This window comes from Frondihabitans sp. OV104, assembly GCF_057787745.1.
The window spans coordinates 1,905,640-1,917,826 of sequence record NZ_CM173541.1 but is presented as its reverse complement, the minus strand read 5'-3'; the positions used below and the strand labels follow the sequence as shown (position 1 = coordinate 1,917,826).

Below are 12,187 nucleotides of genomic sequence, written 5' to 3'. Positions count from 1 at the left end.
CAGGGGTTCGGCTATTAGGCTTGCTACCATCACGGGCTGGTAACGCCAAGCGTTCCGCTCATCACCAACCGGGAGTATCCGTGGCCAACGTTCTCGAGAAAGTCCTTCGCGTCGGCGAGGGTCGTACCCTTCGACGCCTGAAGGCCTATGCGAAGGCGGTGAACGACCTCGAAGACGACTTCAAGACGCTCACCGACGAAGAGCTCCACAACGAGACCGCCGAGCTGCGCGAGCGCTACGCTGCCGGCGAGTCGCTCGACGACCTCCTGCCCGAGGCGTTCGCCGCGGTGCGCGAGGCCTCGAGCCGCACCCTGGGCATGCGCCACTTCGACGTCCAGCTCATGGGCGGTGCGGCCCTTCACCTCGGCAACATCGCCGAGATGAAGACCGGTGAGGGCAAGACCCTCGTCGCGACCACCGCCGCCTATCTGAACGCGATCGCCTCGCGCGGCGTCCACGTCATCACGGTCAACGACTTCCTCGCGAGCTACCAGTCCGAGCTCATGGGCCGCGTGTTCCGCGCCCTCGGCATGACGACCGGCTGCATCCTCGCGGGCCAGACCCCGCAGGAGCGCCGCGAGATGTACGCGGCCGACATCACCTACGGCACGAACAACGAGTTCGGCTTCGACTACCTGCGCGACAACATGGCCTGGCAGGCACAGGACATGGTGCAGCGCGGCCACTACTTCGCCATCGTCGACGAGGTCGACTCGATCCTCATCGACGAGGCCCGCACGCCGCTCATCATCTCGGGCCCGTCGTCCGGCGAGGCCAACCGCTGGTTCGCCGAGTTCGCGACGCTCGCCCGGCGCCTTCAGCCCGAGATCGACTACGAGGTCGACGAGAAGAAGCGCACCGTCGGCGTGCTCGAGCCCGGCATCGAGAAGGTCGAGGACTACCTCGGCATCGACAACCTCTACGAGTCGGCCAACACGCCGCTCATCTCGTTCCTCAACAACGCCATCAAGGCCGACGCCCTGTTCAAGCGCGACAAAGACTATGTGGTCATCAACGGCGAGGTGCTGATCGTCGACGAGCACACCGGCCGCATCCTGTCGGGTCGCCGCTACAACGAGGGCATCCACCAGGCGATCGAGGCCAAGGAGGGCGTCGAGGTCAAGGCCGAGAACCAGACTCTCGCGACCGTCACGCTGCAGAACTACTTCCGCCTCTACAAGAAGCTCTCGGGCATGACCGGTACCGCCGAGACCGAGGCCGCCGAGTTCATGTCGACCTACAAGCTCGGTGTCGTCGCCATCCCGACCAACCGCCCGATGCAGCGCCAGGATCAGACCGACCTGGTCTACAAGAACGAGCAGGCCAAGTTCGAGCAGGTCGCCGAAGACATCGCCGAGCGCCATGAGGCCGGCCAGCCCGTGCTCGTCGGCACGACGAGCGTCGAGAAGAGCGAGTACCTCTCGAAGCTGCTCGCGAAGAAGGGCATCAAGCACGAGGTGCTCAACGCGAAGAACCACGCGCGCGAAGCCGCCATCGTCGCTCAGGCCGGTCGCCTCGGGGCCGTCACGGTGGCCACCAACATGGCCGGCCGCGGGACGGACATCATGCTGGGCGGCAACGCCGAGTTCCTGGCGGTTGCCGAGATGAACTCGCGGGGCCTCAGCCCGGTCGAGACTCCCGACGAGTACGAGGCCGCCTGGGACGACGTGTTCGTCGCCCAGAAGGCGTCCGTCGAGGAGGAGGGCGACAAGGTCCGCGAGGCCGGCGGGCTCTATGTGCTCGGCACCGAGCGCCACGAGTCGCGCCGTATCGACAACCAGCTGCGCGGCCGCTCCGGCCGTCAGGGCGACCCGGGCGAGAGCCGCTTCTACCTGTCGCTCACCGACGACCTCATGCGCCTCTTCAACTCGGGTGCCGCCGAGAGTCTCATGGGTCGCGGCAACGTGCCCGACGACCTCGCCATCGAGAACAAGATCGTCGGCCGCGCCATCCGCTCGGCGCAGTCGCAGGTCGAGAGCCGCAACGCCGAGATCCGCAAGAACGTGCTCAAGTACGACGACGTGCTGAACCGCCAGCGCGAGGCGATCTACTCCGACCGCCGCCACATCCTCGAGGGCGACGACCTGAAGGACCGCACCGAGGCGTTCCTCGACGACGTCGTCAACGAGGTCATCGAGACCCACACCGGCGAGGGCAACCCCGACGACTGGAACCTCGACGCCATGTGGACCGAGCTGGGCACGCTCTACCCGGTCTCCATCACCATCGACGAGGTCATCACCGAGGCGGGCTCCAAGGCCAAGGCGACGCGCGAGTTCCTGGCGAAGGAGATCCTCTCAGACGCCAAGGTCGCGTACGAAGGCCGTGAGGAGTCGTTGGGCGACGGTGCCATGCGCGAGCTCGAGCGCAAGGTCGTCCTCTCGGTGATCGACCGCCGCTGGCGTGACCACCTCTATGAAATGGACTACCTGAAAGACGGCATCGGCCTCCGTGCCATGGCCCAGCGCGACCCGCTCGTCGAGTACCAGCGCGAGGGCTTCGCCCTGTTCCAGAACATGATGGGCGCAATTCGCGAGGAGTCCATCGGCTTCCTGTTCAACCTCGAGGTCGAGGTGCAGTCGCAGGTCGGCCACGAGGGTCACGACCACGGTCCGATCATCGCGGCCAAGGGCCTGGGCGAGGGCGAGAACAAGGACGCCGTCCTGAACTTCTCGGCCCCCAACACCGAGGGCGAGGTCGAGGTCCGCGACCAGCGCGGCCGCATCGAGAAGGCCGAGACGGCTCGCGCGCAGCGCCAGCAGCAGCTCGTCGAGGAGAACGCCGACCCCGAGATTGCCGCCGCGCGCGCGACCTCCGGCTCGCCCGAGGCCTCGGGCGGCGACGGCAAGCCCGCCGGTCGCGGCGCCTTCGGGCAGTCGACGACGGACACGCTTCCGCCGGCGAACCGCTCGGAGCGTCGCTCGCAGGCCAAGCGCAAGTAGTCGCAGGGCGACATCGCGTCGCTCGCACGTTCGGCCCCGTCTCCGCGTTCGCGTGGGGCGGGGCCGCTGTGCGTGTGCGCGGCGGGCGGGGCGCCTTGCGTGTCTGCGGCGAGGACGGGGTTGGACCCCGCGATGCGGCGTGCGCGCAACGCCGCGACCTAGGGCGGGTGCCGGAACGCGGGGTGTGCGGGCCCGAGGCGCCGGCCCGTGCCGAGGGGTTCAGCCCGCGGGATCGGCTCGAACCCGTCGGATGAGCGGCGGGGGTCTGCCGTTTCGGCGGGTGCGGGCGCGTGGGCGAAGCCTCCGTCCGGCTGGGCCCGCCAGATTGGCGCGAACCCGCCGGACGGACGGCGGGGGTCTGCCGATTTGGCGGGTGCGGGTGCGTGGGGGAGCGGCCGTGAGGCTGAGCCCGCGGAATCGGCACGAACCCGCCGGACCGGCGGCGCGCCCGCGCCCGCCCTACAGCACGTGCACGGCCGTCGCGCGCCAGCGCCGGTCGAGGCCCTCGAGCCGCAGCGCGACGGCGCGGCTGCGCGCCCGACCGTGGATCACGACGACGGCCTCGACGACCCCGTCGGACGGCTCGTCGAGCCGCACGCTCCCGACACGGAACGCCGGCCGATGCGGTACCTCGCCGCGGGCGCTCCGGGCCCGGGCCGCCAGCACGACTCGCTTGAGCACGTGCGAGTACACGTCGTCGGTCACCCAGCGGGCGATCTGCTCGATCTCGCGCGCGCCGGCCAGGATCTCGACGACGCACCGCGCCAGGTTCTCGGCGAGCGGGGCCGGATCAGGCAACGACTCGCGACGTGTCGGCTGAGGTGCGAAGAACGGGTCGGCGTCGATCGGGGCGGCTGAGGTGCGCCGGGGCGCGGCGGCGGCTTGGGGCATGTCGTTGCTCTCGCTCGTGAACGGTGTGAGCGCCGCTTGCGAGCGGGCATAGCATCAACATATGACATTCGTATGGCGCGACACGCCCGCCTGTCGAAACCTGTGGACAAACAGTTCCGACCGGGAGGCGCGACCGCCGGTCGCAGCAAGCGGGCTCAGCGCGACGGCGGATCGATCTCGCTGACGCTCCCGAAATCGAACCCGTCGAAGACGGCCGCTCGCCGAGCCTCCTCGTACCGGCCGGCGATGTACGCGTCGAGCACGCTGACCTCGATGCGCCAGAAGCCGGGGGAGCCCACCCGGATGGCAGGAAGCTCGCCGGTGCCGACCAGGGCCTCGACGTCGTCCAGGCCCACGCTGAGGATCTCGGCCACGCGCTCGACCGTCAGGAACTGCCTGTAGGGCTGGTCGGCGTGGTCGTCCATGAGTCGATTATCGGTCACGAACGCAGGAACTCGAGTTCCTGCGCCCCTGAATCGGGGTCACCCGGGCCCCTGGTCGGCCCTGTCAGAGGGGCCGGATAGGCTGATCCCGTGTCAACGCTCAGTGAACTCGTTCTCGCCCAGGGCCGCTCCAGTGAGGCGGACGTCGAGTGGCTGCACCTGCTCGTCGGCGACTGGCAGCTGCTCGCCGATCTCGCGTTCGCCGACATGGTGCTGTGGGTGCCGACCGAGAATGACAGCTTCGTGGCGGTCGCGCACGCGCGTCCGTCGAGTTCGGCGACGCTGTTCTACCGCGACTTCGTCGGGCAGGAGGTGCGCCCCGAGTGGCGCTCTCAGGTGCAGCAGGCCTTCGACTCGTCGCAGATCGTCGACTCGGCTGCGCCCGACTGGTACGAGGAGACGCCGACGCGCGTCCGCGCCGTGCCCGTGCTGCGCCGCCTCGGGGCGTCGCGCCCCGACGTGAGCGAGCGCCCCGTCGCCGTCATCACGCGGCACACCAACCTGAGCGAGGCGCGCACCCCCAGTCGCCAGGAGCTCACCTTCAACCAGTGCGCCAACGACCTGTTCGCGATGATCGCGGCGGGCGACTTCCCCGACCTCGGGGCGCCGACGGGTCCGCGTCGCGGGGCTCCCCGGGCATCCGACGGCCTCCTGCGGCTCGACGTCGACGGCGTCGTCGTGTTCGCCAGCCCGAACGGCCTGTCGGCGTTCAACCGCATGGGTTTCCTGGGCGAGCTCGAGGGCGAGTCGCTCGCCGAGGTCACCACGGGCCTGCTCGCCGGCAAGATCGTGATCGACGAGTCGCTGCCTCTGGTCGTCACCGGCCGTGCCCCGTGGCGCACCGACATCGAGGCGCGCGGAGTGACCGTGTCGCTGCGGGCGATCCCGCTCCGTGACCGCGGTGAGCGCGTCGGCGCCGTCGTGCTGTGCCGCGACGTGACCGAGATGCGCCACCAGGAACGCGAGCTCATCACCAAGGACGCCACGATCCGCGAGATCCACCACCGCGTCAAGAACAACCTGCAGACCGTGGCCTCGCTGCTGCGCATCCAGGCACGCCGCACTCACACCGACGTCGCCCGCGACGCCCTCAACCAGGCCATGCGTCGCGTCGCGTCGATCGCGGTCGTGCACGACACGCTGTCAGAGGGGCTCAACCAGAACGTCGACTTCGACACCGTCTTCGACCGGGTGCTGCTGCTCATCGCCGAAGTCGCGTCGAGTCACAACACCACCGTTCGGCCGAAGTTCACCGGCAGCTTCGGTGCGCTGCCGAGCGAGTACGCGACGCCACTGGCCCTCGCTCTCACCGAGCTCGTGACGAACGCCGTCGAGCACGGCCTCGACGGGCGCGACGGCGACGTCGAGATCAACGCCGAGCGCACCGACGGGCAGCTCACGGTCAAGGTGCGCGACAACGGCGTGGGTCTGCCCGAGGGCAAGGTCGGCTCGGGGCTGGGTACGCAGATCGTTCGCACCCTCATCCAGGGCGAGTTGAGCGGCACCATCGACTGGCACACGCTCGTCGGGTCGGGCACCGAGGTCACGATCGACGTGCCGCTGCGCTGGGTCGAGCAGCCGGCGTAGCCCGGCGACGGGCGGCGAGTTCCTGCGCCCGGAGCAGAACGCCGGGTGCAACGACGAAGGGCGCGCCCCCGACCGAAGTCAGGAACGCGCCCCTGCGCGACTATCTGAGGTCAGGAAGCCCGACGAGCGCGAGCAGCGCGGCGCTTGAGAGCGCGGCGCTCGTCTTCGCTGAGCCCGCCCCAGACGCCGGAGTCTTGCGACGTCTCGAGCGCGTACTGGAGGCAGGTCTCGGTGACGGAGCAGCGACCGCACACCGCCTTCGCCTTGTCGATCTGGTCGACGGCGGGCCCGGTGTTCCCGACGGGGAAGAAGAGCTCTGGGTCCGCGGTCAGGCAGGCGGCCTTGTCACGCCAATCCATCTATGGGTACTCCTTTTGTGGTTCAGCAATCACGGCATGCCGAGGGCACGACAATAAAGCCGGGATTCCGGGGGTGAGAAGAAAAAAGATTCTGGGAGGCGCGCACAGCAATGTACGCGTCACATCAACCTCGAATATGCTCCCATACTGGTGTGACCAAATCAAGGGGTTAAGCGGAGGCTCTCAGCGTGACGGAACCAGTCGAAACTCAGCAGACCGACGCTCGTGGACGCCTCGTTCTGCGGCACAGACCGCCTCTTCTGTGGGCGCTGATTGTGCTCTTGACGGCCGAGTTCGTCGCGATGCTGATCGTGACGATCGTCATCGCCTTCGCCAGCGCGACCGGGCAGGCCGACACCCTCGCGGGAGGCATCGCCTTCCTCGTGCTGGCCCTCGTCGCGACCATCTGGCTGGCCTTCATCGTGACGGCCGCATACCGCGGCCACGCGTGGATGCGGGGCGCCGCCATCGTGTTCCAGGTGCTCGTCTTCTCGGTCGGCGTCGGCTGCTTCCGCGGGCTCACGGCGGTGCCCGCGATCGGGCTCGCGCTGGTCGTGCCCGCCGTCGTCATCGTGGCGCTGCTGGTGTCGCCACCCGTCGTGAAGGTGACGTCGACGCGCTAGGCGTCGAGCCCGAGCTTCTTCCGCAGCGACTTCACGTGACCCGTCGCCTTCACGTTGTAGAGCGGGAGCTCGACCGAGCCGTCTTCGCTGACGACGATCGTCGAGCGGATCACGCCGGTGACCGTCTTGCCGTAGAGCGACTTCTCGCCGTAGGCGGCGTACTCCTGGTGGACGGCGAGGTCGGGGTCGCTGAGGAGCGGGAAGTTGAGGCCCTGCTCGCTCCTGAACTTCTGGAGCGCCGGCGCCTCGTCTTTCGACACGCCGAGCACCTGATAGCCGGCCGACTTGAGCGAGTTGATGTTATCGCGGAAGTCGCACGCCTCGGTGGTGCATCCCGGCGTCGACGCGGCGGGGTAGAAGTACACGATCACTTTCTCGCCACGGAAATCGGCCAGGGAGACGGGCTTGCCCGTCTCGTCGGGAAGGGTGAACGAGGGCGCTTCCGCGCCCTTCTCGAGGCGATCCGACATGAGGCTCCTTGGGTTCTCGGACGTGTTCGAACGACGTCAGATCTCATGCTAATGTTGTTCCTCGGCGCCGGAAGCCAGTCTTCCTCAGCCAACGCCCAGCGCAAGCCGGGCAGTGCCCAGTGCAAGCCGGGCAACGCACCTCTAGCTCAATCGGCAGAGCAACTGACTCTTAATCAGTGGGTTCTCGGTTCAAGTCCGAGGGGGTGCACGAGCAATCTGATCCCCGGTGTTCGCGACAGTGTCGCTTCCCGGGGATTGTTCGTCTGTGCCGGTTGGGTCGCCTCCAGCGACGCGCCGCGGAACGGGCGCCGCAGAGAAGACTCCCGCCACCCGAGGAGGTGGCGGGAGTCTTCTCGGATGAGCGCCGACTACTTGTTGTCGCCGTCCTTGGCGTGCTCGGTGGCCAGACGGTCTTCGCTCTTGGCCTGGTCGAACTGACCCTGCTCGGTGAGCTCCTGGTCGTCCGTCTTCTTGCCGACGAACTCCTCGGCCTTTCCGGCGACCTTCTGGGTGACGTCCTTGGCCTTGTCTCCTAGCGACATGGTCGCTCCTTCCATCGATGAGTGCTGTGCGGGGAATTCCTCGCGATGAGGCTCACGGTAGGCGCGTGCGACCGTGTCCACGCCCAGGAAAGCAAAGCGCTCGGCTAATCGACTCCACCTTTGGGAGCCTTCTCGCGTCGGCGTGCCGCGACTGTCATCGCGAGGAGGGCGCCCCCGTCGATGCGCGGATGACGAGTGAGGGTTCGACGAGGCCGGCGTCGTCGGTCCGTTCGTCGTCCAGCACTGCGACCACCGCGCGTGCAACGAGTCGACCGACGTCGCGGCTGTCGTCTTCGATCGTCGTCAATCGGAGGGTCTGCGAGCTGGCGAGGGGCGAGTTGTCGTAGCCGATCAACGAGACGTCCTCGGGCACTCGACGCCCGATGTCGTGAATTGCGGCGAGAGCGCCGAGGGCCATCGTGTCGTTCGCGGCGAAGACGGCCGTGGTGGCGGGCTCGTCGGCGAGAAGCCGCTGCGCCGCCGCGAACCCGTCGGGCTCGTTGGTCCGGCCGCCAGCCACCTGTTCTGGCAGCAGATGGACCCGGTCGCCGTCGTCCGCCACCTCGGCCCGCTCGTCTTCCACGCCGCCGCCAAGGATGTTCGTGTGAACCCGGCGGCCGACATCAACGGCGTGCTCGACAACTCGTTCCGGAAACTGCGGGAGGACGAGCCCCGCACCAACCTCGGCGGCGACGAATGGGCGAACGAGTGGCCGAAGGAGTCCGCGTGGGACTTCGTCGCACTCGGCAAGGGGCATGACACGGCGTATTGGACCGAGTTCCTGCGCGCGCTCCACGAGGTCGACCCCGACATGGCGGTGAACATCGAGCACGAGGATGTCTCGCTCGGGCGGATCGAGGGTATCCAGGTCGCCGCGGCGGTCCTGACCGAGGCTGACGAAGCGCTCGCGGCCTCACTCGCGACGGCCTGACTCGCCACCGTGCCGCACGCGCGGATCTCCGCCTCGAGGCCCGGTCGTACCGGTCGCGCGGGGGAGGTGCGGCGCGTGGCGGCTTCGTAGCGTCGAGGTATGAAGACGAAGAGATCGCGCCGCCGTGTCGCCGCCGCCGCCGTCACGGCGACTGCCGTCGTCGCGGCCGGGCTCGCGAGCGGACTCCTCAAGAACCCCTTCGATCCTGCCGACGCCTCGGCGATCCCCTCGGTCAGGCCCGGATGCAGCGTCACCCAGCTCACGCGCAGCTGGAGCGCCGGAACACTCCACCTGGCCGTCCGAGACGTCGACACCGACCGGTCGCTGGCGGGAATCCGCGCCGACGAGCCGGCCGCCACGGGCAGCACGATGAAGGTGCTCACGATGGCCGCCGCCGTCACGACGCTCGGAGCCGACACGCGCCTGACCACCCGGGTGCTGCAGGGCGCCGACCCCGGCACGGTCATCCTCGTCGGGGGCGGCGACCCGACCCTCTCGCGCCTGCCCAGCGGGCAGTCGTCGGTCTACCCGCAGGCGCCGCACCTCGACGCGCTCGCGGCGGAGACCCTCGCGGCTCGCCAGGCCGATCCGCGGCTCGCCGACGTGCCGATCACGACGCTCGAAGTGGACTCGAGCCTGTTCGGCGGGCCGGCGTGGCTTCCGACCTGGAGCGACTCGGCGCGGACGACCGGCTCGGTGTCCAACATCACGGCGCTCATGGTCGACGGCGACCGGGACGACCCGACGAACGAGTACTCGAAGCGGGGCGACGCCGCCGTGATGCGAGCGGCGGACGCGTTCGCGCCGCTGCTCGGCGGCTCCGTCCGGGTCGATCCTGCGCTGGTCACGGCCCCGGCCGGTGCGACGAAGCTGGCGTCCGTCGAGTCGGCTCCGGTGGCGGAGCTCGCGCGCTACACGCTGACGCACTCCGACGACACTCTGGCCGAGACTCTGGGGCGCCTCGTGGCCGTGACCGCGGGGACGGGATCGACGTTCGACGGCATCCAGGGCGGCACGGGAGGCTCGCTCGACCTGCTGGGCGTCTCGGCCGACGGGCTCCGGCTGGCAGACGCGTCCGGGCTGAGCTCGGACGACGCAGTGACCGCGACGGCCATGACGCGCCTGATGGTGCAGGTCGCCCGGCGCGACCACGGGCTCGGACCCGTGGACGACGGGCTGTCGGTCGCTGGCCGAACGGGAACCCTCGCCGAGAACGGCCGCTTCCAGACGTCGAACCGGGAAGCGGCGGGCAGGATCCGAGGCAAGACCGGCACGCTCGACGACATGTACGGCCTGACCGCGATCGCCGACCCCCGCGCCGGCCACCGCGTCGCCTTCACCATCTGGGCCGAACGAGTGCCCGCGGGAACCGACCCCGCGACCGCGCGCAAGGCCGTCGACGGCCTCGCGACCGCCCTCTACCGCTGCGGGGCGGGTCTGACCCCCTGACACGTGAGTGCACTTCTTGTTCCGCAGGCGTAGAGTCGGGGCATGACGACGACGGAGCAGTACGCTGCTGCGCATGGCATCAGTGCCCGACGCGTGCGAACGCTCGCCAGCCAGGGTGCGATCCCAGCCCACCGGCGCGGCAAGACCTGGGTCATCGACTCAGAAGACCGGCCCGCCCGCCCAGCCGCCCCGCGGTCGATGGGAACCGCGATGCGTGCTCATATGATCCGCGCGCTCAGAGCGCAGAGCCTCGACGGACTCACCGGACCCGATCGCGTTCGCGTGGCGAAGCACCTCGGCCAGCTGCGCCGGGCGGACAACCCCGCCGATCTGCTCCGCGCCTGGTTTCGCGACCAGGTGCCCGCCGGGTTCACCCCCGGAGAAGTCATCGTCCGCCAGGCTCACGAACGGCGAGATGACCGGGTGGTCGCCCTCGTCCGCAAACCCCGCCGGAAGTTCGCCATCACCGGCGACCGGCTCGCGCGCGTTATCGCTGACGAACGAGCGATCCACCAGTGGACCGTCGGAGACCTCGCCGCGCTCGCCGATGTGGAAGCCCGCGACATCATCGATTTGGAGAAGGGAAAGCCCGGCGTCCGCATCGGCTCGACCCGTGCCGCCCTCCGCGCCCTCGGCGTGCAGCCGCTCGCGCTGCCGCCGGTGACCGTTCGGCCGACACCGTGACCCGCCGCCTGTCTGCGTGGCTGGAGGGCGTCTACGCCGGAGAGTTCATCGAGGACGAGCGGGCCGGGAGCATCACGTTCCTCTACGATGACAATGCACCGCAGACTCCCATATCGCTGTCGCTGCCTCGTGACGGGGCCGCGACCAGGAAGGCGGCAGGAAGGTTCCTCGGCAACCTTCTCCCGGACCGCCGAGCCGCCCGCGAATGGATGAAGAGCGTCACCCACGCCGCGTCCACCGGCACGTTCGATCTGCTCGCCGCAGTCGGAGGCGACCTCGCCGGCGGCCTCGTGCTTCTGCCGGGCGACGAGACGCCGGAGGCCGCGATCGGCGACCTCGACCCGGCCGAAGACGATGCGATCGCCTTCCGCATCCGTACCCTCCACCTCGATACCGACCGCTGGTACGACAGCGCAGAGCCGGCCCGGTTCTCCCTCGCCGGCTCGCAGCCGAAGTTCGCCCTCGCCGACATCGACGGCGACTGGTATTGGTCGAACGCCGCGATCCCGTCAACGCACATCGTCAAGCCCGCTGCGAACGTCAACGTCGGTGCGGAAGAGGCCGAAGTCGCAGCGATCGCTCTCGCAGGCCTTGTCGGCATCGCCGCCCCGAGGGCGTCCATCCTCACCATCGCGGGGGAGCAGGCGTACATCGTCGAGCGCTTCGATCGGGTGACCGGCGCTGACTCCATCGCGCGTCGCGTCCACGTCGAAGACATGGCACAGGCCCTCGGCAAGGACACCTCCGAAAAGGACGACGTGACGGCGAGACAGGTCATCGAACTGCTCGCCGCCCATGACGCCGACCTGCGCTCCGGGTACGACTTCGTCCGCCAGATGGCGTTCAACACCGCCATCGGCAATGCCGACGCGCACGCCAAGAACTACTCGGTGCTGCTGCGCCCCGGGAGCATCAGCCTCGCCCCGATCTACGACTCCCTGCCGACACGGCTGTGGCCCTCCTACGACCAGACCCTCGCCATGAGGGTCAGCGGCGCCGACTTCCCGCAGGAGGTCAGCATCGACCACTGGGCGAAACTCGCCCGCACGAGCGGCCTCGATCAGGATCGCGTCGTCGAAGAGGTACGGGTCATCTACCAGGCGGTCGCCGACCGGGCCGACACCGCGTGGGCAGACCTGCCCGACGATCAGCCGGCTCGGATGCGCGACCTCATCCGGGAGCAGACCGGCAAGATCGCCCGCTGAGAGCGGGCCGCTCGCCCCCGACCCGCATCCACCGATCGGTTGACGCCGGGTCTGGCCGATC

At 69.1% G+C, this 12,187-nt stretch carries 12 protein-coding genes, 1 tRNA gene and 1 pseudogene; 8 read left to right on the top strand and 6 right to left on the bottom strand.

The window, feature by feature from the left end:
- Positions 1–80: 80 nt before the first annotated feature.
- The gene (gene secA, locus AC3CBB_RS09100) at positions 81–2,942 is read left to right on the top strand and encodes a preprotein translocase subunit SecA (RefSeq protein ID WP_488624332.1); all 2,862 of its coding nucleotides are present in this window, start codon (positions 81–83) and stop codon (positions 2,940–2,942) included.
- Between the two features lie 459 nt (positions 2,943–3,401).
- Here the strand turns inward: secA and AC3CBB_RS09095 are convergent, their stop codons facing one another.
- Complete coding sequence (locus AC3CBB_RS09095) at positions 3,402–3,833, bottom strand: Rv3235 family protein (RefSeq protein ID WP_488624331.1); 432 nt, start codon at positions 3,831–3,833, stop codon at positions 3,402–3,404.
- A gap of 155 nt (positions 3,834–3,988) precedes the next feature.
- The gene (locus tag AC3CBB_RS09090) at positions 3,989–4,258 is read right to left on the bottom strand and encodes a helix-turn-helix domain-containing protein (RefSeq protein ID WP_123507234.1); all 270 of its coding nucleotides are present in this window, start codon (positions 4,256–4,258) and stop codon (positions 3,989–3,991) included.
- 108 nt (positions 4,259–4,366) lie between these two features.
- Here AC3CBB_RS09090 and AC3CBB_RS09085 point away from each other — a divergent pair, with 108 nt between their 5' ends.
- A complete protein-coding gene (locus AC3CBB_RS09085; RefSeq protein ID WP_123507233.1) occupies positions 4,367–5,863 on the top strand; it encodes a sensor histidine kinase in 1,497 nt (498 codons plus the stop codon).
- A 110-nt stretch (positions 5,864–5,973) separates the two neighbouring features.
- On the opposite strand, the gene AC3CBB_RS09080 is transcribed toward AC3CBB_RS09085, so the two are convergent.
- On the bottom strand, positions 5,974–6,222 hold the full coding sequence (locus AC3CBB_RS09080) for a WhiB family transcriptional regulator (RefSeq protein ID WP_055959328.1): 249 nt from the start codon (positions 6,220–6,222) through the stop codon (positions 5,974–5,976).
- Positions 6,223–6,497: 275 nt separating this feature from the next.
- On the opposite strand from AC3CBB_RS09080, the gene AC3CBB_RS09075 reads away from it, so the two are divergent.
- Positions 6,498–6,845: a hypothetical protein gene (locus AC3CBB_RS09075; protein WP_488624330.1), complete on the top strand. Its 348-nt coding sequence runs from the start codon at positions 6,498–6,500 to the stop codon at positions 6,843–6,845.
- Here AC3CBB_RS09075 and bcp read toward each other — a convergent pair.
- The gene (gene bcp, locus AC3CBB_RS09070) at positions 6,842–7,315 is read right to left on the bottom strand and encodes a thioredoxin-dependent thiol peroxidase (protein WP_488624329.1); all 474 of its coding nucleotides are present in this window, start codon (positions 7,313–7,315) and stop codon (positions 6,842–6,844) included. The two genes, AC3CBB_RS09075 and bcp, sit on opposite strands and share 4 nt — an antisense overlap.
- Positions 7,316–7,450: 135 nt before the next feature.
- Between bcp and AC3CBB_RS09065 the strand changes: the two genes are divergently transcribed.
- Positions 7,451–7,523, top strand: a tRNA-Lys gene (locus AC3CBB_RS09065).
- A gap of 160 nt (positions 7,524–7,683) precedes the next feature.
- Here the strand turns inward: AC3CBB_RS09065 and AC3CBB_RS09060 are convergent.
- Together AC3CBB_RS09060 and AC3CBB_RS09055 are read right to left on the bottom strand one after the other, a co-directional pair.
- Positions 7,684–7,857: a CsbD family protein gene (locus tag AC3CBB_RS09060; RefSeq protein WP_488624328.1), complete on the bottom strand. Its 174-nt coding sequence runs from the start codon at positions 7,855–7,857 to the stop codon at positions 7,684–7,686.
- A gap of 154 nt (positions 7,858–8,011) precedes the next feature.
- Complete coding sequence (locus tag AC3CBB_RS09055) at positions 8,012–8,377, bottom strand: substrate-binding domain-containing protein (RefSeq protein ID WP_488624327.1); 366 nt, start codon at positions 8,375–8,377, stop codon at positions 8,012–8,014.
- On the opposite strand from AC3CBB_RS09055, the pseudogene AC3CBB_RS09050 reads away from it, so the two are divergent.
- The 4 genes and pseudogenes from AC3CBB_RS09050 to AC3CBB_RS09035 all read left to right on the top strand — a co-directional run.
- Positions 8,369–8,788 (top strand): annotated as a pseudogene (locus tag AC3CBB_RS09050) (sugar phosphate isomerase/epimerase); the annotation flags it as partial. The gene AC3CBB_RS09055 and the pseudogene AC3CBB_RS09050 overlap by 9 nt on opposite strands.
- 99 nt (positions 8,789–8,887) lie before the next feature.
- On the top strand, positions 8,888–10,237 hold the full coding sequence (locus AC3CBB_RS09045) for a D-alanyl-D-alanine carboxypeptidase/D-alanyl-D-alanine-endopeptidase (protein ID WP_488624326.1): 1,350 nt from the start codon (positions 8,888–8,890) through the stop codon (positions 10,235–10,237).
- Positions 10,238–10,279: 42 nt separating this feature from the next.
- Positions 10,280–10,921: a hypothetical protein gene (locus AC3CBB_RS09040; protein ID WP_488624325.1), complete on the top strand. Its 642-nt coding sequence runs from the start codon at positions 10,280–10,282 to the stop codon at positions 10,919–10,921.
- The gene (locus tag AC3CBB_RS09035) at positions 10,918–12,126 is read left to right on the top strand and encodes a HipA domain-containing protein (RefSeq protein WP_488624324.1); all 1,209 of its coding nucleotides are present in this window, start codon (positions 10,918–10,920) and stop codon (positions 12,124–12,126) included. Before AC3CBB_RS09040 ends, AC3CBB_RS09035 begins: the two co-directional genes overlap by 4 nt.
- The last annotated feature ends 61 nt before the right edge of the window (positions 12,127–12,187 follow it).

What these genes read in the sequence shown, in the direction of transcription:
- AC3CBB_RS09045 (WP_488624326.1), top strand. Translation starts at nt 8,888, where the DNA reads ATGAAGACGAAGAGATCGCGCCGCCGTGTCGCCGCCGCCGCCGTCACG.
- AC3CBB_RS09040 (WP_488624325.1), top strand. Translation starts at nt 10,280, where the DNA reads ATGACGACGACGGAGCAGTACGCTGCTGCGCATGGCATCAGTGCCCGA.
- bcp (WP_488624329.1), bottom strand. Translation starts at nt 7,315, where the DNA reads ATGTCGGATCGCCTCGAGAAGGGCGCGGAAGCGCCCTCGTTCACCCTT.
- AC3CBB_RS09080 (WP_055959328.1), bottom strand. Translation starts at nt 6,222, where the DNA reads ATGGATTGGCGTGACAAGGCCGCCTGCCTGACCGCGGACCCAGAGCTC.
- AC3CBB_RS09095 (WP_488624331.1), bottom strand. Translation starts at nt 3,833, where the DNA reads ATGCCCCAAGCCGCCGCCGCGCCCCGGCGCACCTCAGCCGCCCCGATC.
- AC3CBB_RS09060 (WP_488624328.1), bottom strand. Translation starts at nt 7,857, where the DNA reads ATGTCGCTAGGAGACAAGGCCAAGGACGTCACCCAGAAGGTCGCCGGA.
- AC3CBB_RS09090 (WP_123507234.1), bottom strand. Translation starts at nt 4,258, where the DNA reads ATGGACGACCACGCCGACCAGCCCTACAGGCAGTTCCTGACGGTCGAG.